The organism is Marinobacterium profundum (assembly GCF_001528745.1).
Taxonomy (GTDB): domain Bacteria; phylum Pseudomonadota; class Gammaproteobacteria; order Pseudomonadales; family Balneatricaceae; genus Marinobacterium_A; species Marinobacterium_A profundum.
In genome coordinates this window covers 1-4845 of sequence record NZ_BCNS01000216.1, presented here as the reverse complement: position 1 = coordinate 4845, position 4845 = coordinate 1, and the positions used below count along the sequence as shown (strand labels likewise).

The 4845-nt window shown below is 57.2% G+C and carries 4 protein-coding genes; 1 reads left to right on the top strand and 3 read right to left on the bottom strand.

Features of this window, described 5'->3' with window-relative positions; all coding sequences use genetic code 11:
- Window positions 1-9 precede the first annotated feature (9 nt).
- Both MPRO_RS24580 and MPRO_RS24575 read right to left on the bottom strand, forming a co-directional pair.
- Window positions 10-354 (bottom strand): hypothetical protein, encoded by a 345-nt coding sequence (locus tag MPRO_RS24580; protein WP_067299024.1) that lies wholly within the window; start codon window positions 352-354, stop codon window positions 10-12.
- 132 nt (window positions 355-486) lie between these two features.
- Window positions 487-3273 carry a caspase family protein gene (locus tag MPRO_RS24575; protein ID WP_067299023.1) on the bottom strand — a complete coding sequence of 929 codons (2787 nt, stop codon included), beginning with the start codon at window positions 3271-3273 and terminating at the stop codon, window positions 487-489.
- Window positions 3274-3390: 117 nt separating this feature from the next.
- Between MPRO_RS24575 and MPRO_RS24570 the strand changes: the two genes are divergently transcribed.
- Entirely contained in the window at window positions 3391-4098 is a 708-nt protein-coding gene (locus MPRO_RS24570) for a hypothetical protein (RefSeq protein WP_067299021.1), read from the top strand.
- Between the two features lie 66 nt (window positions 4099-4164).
- On the opposite strand, the gene MPRO_RS24565 is transcribed toward MPRO_RS24570, so the two are convergent.
- Window positions 4165-4821, bottom strand: a complete 657-nt coding sequence (locus tag MPRO_RS24565; RefSeq protein WP_067299019.1) for a hypothetical protein — start codon at window positions 4819-4821, stop codon at window positions 4165-4167.
- Window positions 4822-4845 lie beyond the last annotated feature (24 nt).

Below are 4845 nucleotides of genomic sequence, written 5' to 3'. Positions count from 1 at the left end.
TGCCCAGTGCTAAAACCAGGGAGAAAAGAAAGGCTTCCTGGTTTCTGGTGCCGGCACCGTCTCGACCGTGCGCTCCTGTACCCTGTTCGTGTTCATCACAGCGGCACCGGCCGTATTTAATCCGACAGCCACATTAAAGATGATCATTGAATTAACCAGATAAAACACCACGCGCTGCAACACAGGAACCGTTTTGTCCGAAAACACGACCAGTCCAAGCAGAAAACTCACGGCCAGTGCCGTGTAATTACCAGGAAAACCAAACTGGCTCACCAGGGTTCCGGTAAACATCGTCGTTGTTGCACCCGCAACGCCAGGTGCAAGCATTGACTTGGAATTCAGGTATTCGTCCATGCCACCTCCTTACACACCGATACCAATAAATGTCGGTACTCGGCACAAAAAATGCTGTTCTAGCAGCCCATACAGCCTTCAGCCTGTTAATCATTTTAGCTCAGTACGAAAACGGTAAACGGCAGCGCCAGGCTAAAGAGCCCCGCAGCGATTACGAACATCGCAGGCATTTTCCAACGCTCGCAAGCCAGGTTGGCCGAGCAGCCTCCCGGTTTCTTCACCAAAAGCGCTGTAACGCCAACAGGCCTTGCGGGTCATCGTTGCTCGATCCCAGCGCTCCCAGTCCTGTTTGTTCTTTATCAATTGATACTCGACGCCGGTGTCGGGCTCTATCTTGAGCGCCTTGCCACTACCGTCCCAGCCATGGGATCCCCAGGCGATACGTTTGGCTGGATCGATGACCATAACCACATGACCGTCACCGCGCCCGTCATCGCGATATACGACGATATCCCCCAGTTGCGGTGATTTCCCGGAGCAGTCCTCAAACGCCTCCGCCATGGGAGAATCCTTGCGCGCCATCATTTCTGTGCTCAGATAACGATTGCCCCTGTTGTAAGGCAGTCCGGCACGCGTAAAGACGTACCAAATGGCTCTGGAACAGTCGACACCGCGCTGCAGATTGTCCTGGTCCGTGACAAGGCTCCAGTCATGCTGTTTATAGCCGTAGCCATCGGTCACCGAAGCGCGAGCAAGTTGATCTGCCAGTTGCAGCACACGGTGCAGTTCCGTCGCAGCATCGTCGGGCAGGTAGGGCCTGATATCGAAGCCTGCTATGGTGTATTCGCGTAGCGTTGGCGGCCGGGTCGAACCGGCCGCCGGTTGCAAGAATTCCCTGTTAGCTTCAACCCGGAACGTCATTGTGCTTAACGTCCAGGTGCTATCTTCCACGACTTCATCCGCCAGCGCGGCAGCCCTTGTTCCGGGTTGCAGATAGCGGTCCAGGGCACGATACAGTCCGGTCATGGGCGGCCCTGCCCCACGGCTGGCAGCGGTACTGGTCAACAGGTGCCACTGCACCGGATTAGTCTCCTGAGTGCCAAATACCATCAGGTGATCCCGCACGTCCAGCGGCGGCTTTCCAATGAAGGTCTCCAGTCGGTTATCGAACACCACCTCTTCGCCCGGTCGCAGCATGACTTTGCGACCATCGGCCGGGAATCCGTAAGTATTGCCATCGGAGGACAATATTACGCCGCCCACCAGCAGCGGCATGGGCGCGTCCTGAGACAGCGCAACCCGAACATGCCAGGCGTGACACATCGGGATCACCTGCTCGCTATTGACAGCCGCCTGTTCCCAGATGCCTGAGGCGCAGGGGCTCTGCCGCAAAGCGGGTACCAGCTGCACCTGCAGGGACTGGTTGTCCGTAAAGTCCGCGCCACCTTCTCCCTGCAGTTGCAGCAGCGCCCGCTGCCTCGCATGCTGCCAGAGGTTATTGACCACATCGCTATCCTGAGCATAGATATCGCGTACATTGTTCTCCGGACCTCGCAGCAGCAGCCGGTTACTGGCATCAATGCCAAGTTCAAAATCGCCAGCAGCCTCCGTCAGCGTGACCAGCATCCTGGCCTCCGGATTAGCTTCAAGGGCGCGACGCAGACTGTCCGCCCGCGCAGGAGGAACGCCGCCTGGCTCTGTTGAAGGCCGCAAGCGCACACTGATTTTCAAGTAGATATCCGCCGGTCGCACCAAGACAGCCAGATCACCGACAGCCGGTGACTGTGCCCCCTGGGGCGCAGCCGCAACACGGGCAGTCGCATTCAGGCCGCTCATAGCCTCAATGATCACCGTCGCTTTGGCCTGGCCTGGGTCACGCGTGTCCTCACCCCGCACGGCACCATCATAGATACGCAATTCAGCCCCAGTTCCGATTCCCGGCAACGGCGGTCCCGAAAGCGTTAGTACAGAGCCCACTTCTACGATATCCCAGCCCAGGGGGCGCGTTCTGCCCTGATTGCTGAACACCGGAGTGTTAAGTTCACCGTGAAAATAGGGCGTCTGATAGCTCCTGGCCGCAACCAAGGGTGGTACCTGGCGGGCTACCTGCGCAAAGGTCAGTTGCTTGCCGCTGGCCTGACCCAGCACCTGAATCAGGGCATCAGTGAAAATCCCGCGCCCACCTGTTTCCAGTGCGGCGGTGCCGTCCGTGGCGGCTGTCAGCACCACCAGGCCTGGCATCGTCTCGGGTACCCAGCCGGCACCGCCGTCCCCCGGCAGCACCGCGGACACCTCAGGGGATGCCTGAATTTCACCTTCTGGCTCGAAGTAACGTGCAACAAAAGTACCGGCATCCCCACGCGTCGCCGAGCCGGAGTTGCACGAATCCAGCACTACGGTGATATTGCGGGTCTTTGCATGCAGTCGCGCCAGCATCTGATTGAACTCATCATCCAGCAGATCCCGCACATTATCGGTACGCGCATCATGCAACATGAGAGTTTCATCCATGCCATCGGACTCATCATCATTTTCGTCGCGCCGCTGCGAACCATGACCGGCATAGAACACCACGGCCAGGTCTCCGGGGCGGGCCCGCTCTACCAGCGCCTTGTCGAAAGCACGCTTGAACTCGGCCGTAGTGGCCTGCTCGTCGAGCAGCATACAGACGTTTTCAGCGGGGAAACCGTAGCCATTAGAGCCGGTAAGCAGATCAAAGAAGCGGCGGGCATCATTGGGAGGACCTATAAGATCAGGCACGGGGGCATGTTTGTATTGCCCGACCCCAACGATAAGCGCCAGCCGGCGAACGCCGTCTGATTCCACTGCCTCGCCCAGCGGGCACAGACTTTCGCTGGCCATCGTTGTCGACGCAGTATTCTTCGGCTTGTCGTCGCTGTCGCAACCGCTGAGCCACAGCACCAAGCTGCATGCTGCAACGGATGTTATCCATTTAAGCGAACAGGTAGCCCATGACATGGGGCAGCCCTCCTTGCTTTTTGGTCGTTTAACTCCCGGGCAACTATAGTTGTCAGGTGGCAATCCTGTAGCTGGATACAGCCAAGCTACGGCTCTGACTATGGGCGAAACTCGACTATGGACTCACTTCGCAAACCACTGCTTATCGTTGCCGCCATCCTGCTCGTGCTCGCCGTAATTGCCGAGCTGGGCTCGGCCTTTTACATTGCAGCAGATGGCGCTGAAGCAGACAGTTACACTGATTTGCCAACGCCCGGTCTGGGTATCCGGTATCTCGCAATACTAGACGCTCTGGTGCTATTTACCCTTGGTATTATTACCGCGCCCTTGCTGCTCCCGGCCCGCATTGTGGGCCGCATTCAGGGCGTTATCAGTTTTGTCGTCGCGCTGCTGGTACTCTTGGGCGCCATAATGATGATTATAGTAGCGATTAACCTGCTGATACTGATGATCTCGCTGTTCATGGCGGTTCCCTTTGGAACCGCGGTCTACTTCGCCAAGTTTGCGGAATTCAACACTGGTCAGGCGGCAGCTACCCTGGCGGTGATCATGAGCCTGAAACTGGCTTTTGCCGGATTTCTGGTAGCAGCGCATCCGCGTTTTGTGCAAAACAAAGGTCTGGTGCTCATCGTACTGAGCTCTTTTATTGCTACTATCATCATCAGCTTCCTGCACAGCATGGTCCCTCGCATGCTGGCCAGCATTACCGATGATATTGGGGCTATAGTTGTGGCTATTCTGGCGGCGATCTGGGCGCTGATCTATCTGATAGGCTCAATCCCCGCAGTAATCAAGGCACTGCGTGTCGATCGGGCATTGCCCTAAGCTGGCTCCTGTTATGATTTAAAGCCGGCGAGCAGCTGCTCTGCAAGCCAGGTGCAGGTCGCCGTTTCACTCCTTGAGTCGCACCTGCACCACCTGGCTGCCACTGCAGCCCCTGCATCGCATCGAAAGGCGACCGCCCGCTTTCAGTACGACGAGGCGTATCTCATTTTCACCCTGACACTTCGCCGCCAGCGTGTCTTGCCCCTCAGGCGTGTAAACAACTTCCAGTAACGCACCTGTCGGAGTGTTATTGGGCCCAGTTGCCGGCCCCCCTGCGTCAATTCGATCGGGCCTCGGCCCAATTATTTGCATAGGTTTGACCTTTAACTGCTGCAGACCAGAGGCTCCCCCTCGGCTCGCCGGGCTTTCCTGCTCCTTCCCACAAGGAATCAATACGCGGGCCGCATTGGTGATCACCAGAGTGCCCATCTGGTTCGTGCCTTTCGCCTCCCTGGAAATCCTGATATGGCATTCCATGGCATCGCGGTTGAACGCATAGCCTCCGTTTAGTTGCCGACAATCTGCCTCTGGGTTCAGTCTTTCACTGGCAATATTTTTTCGAAATCGAGCGGTTAAATTATCCAGACTGGCGATCCATCCACGCCTGTCTAGCTGACCATCAGCGGGCTTGGGCTTGGGTACCAGATTCATTCCCAGGCCCATCGCGAATACCAGCCCAACGATCACCAGCACCAGCATAACCACCTTGCCTCGCTTATCCATACCTGTTCAGCCTCCTAGCAGCCT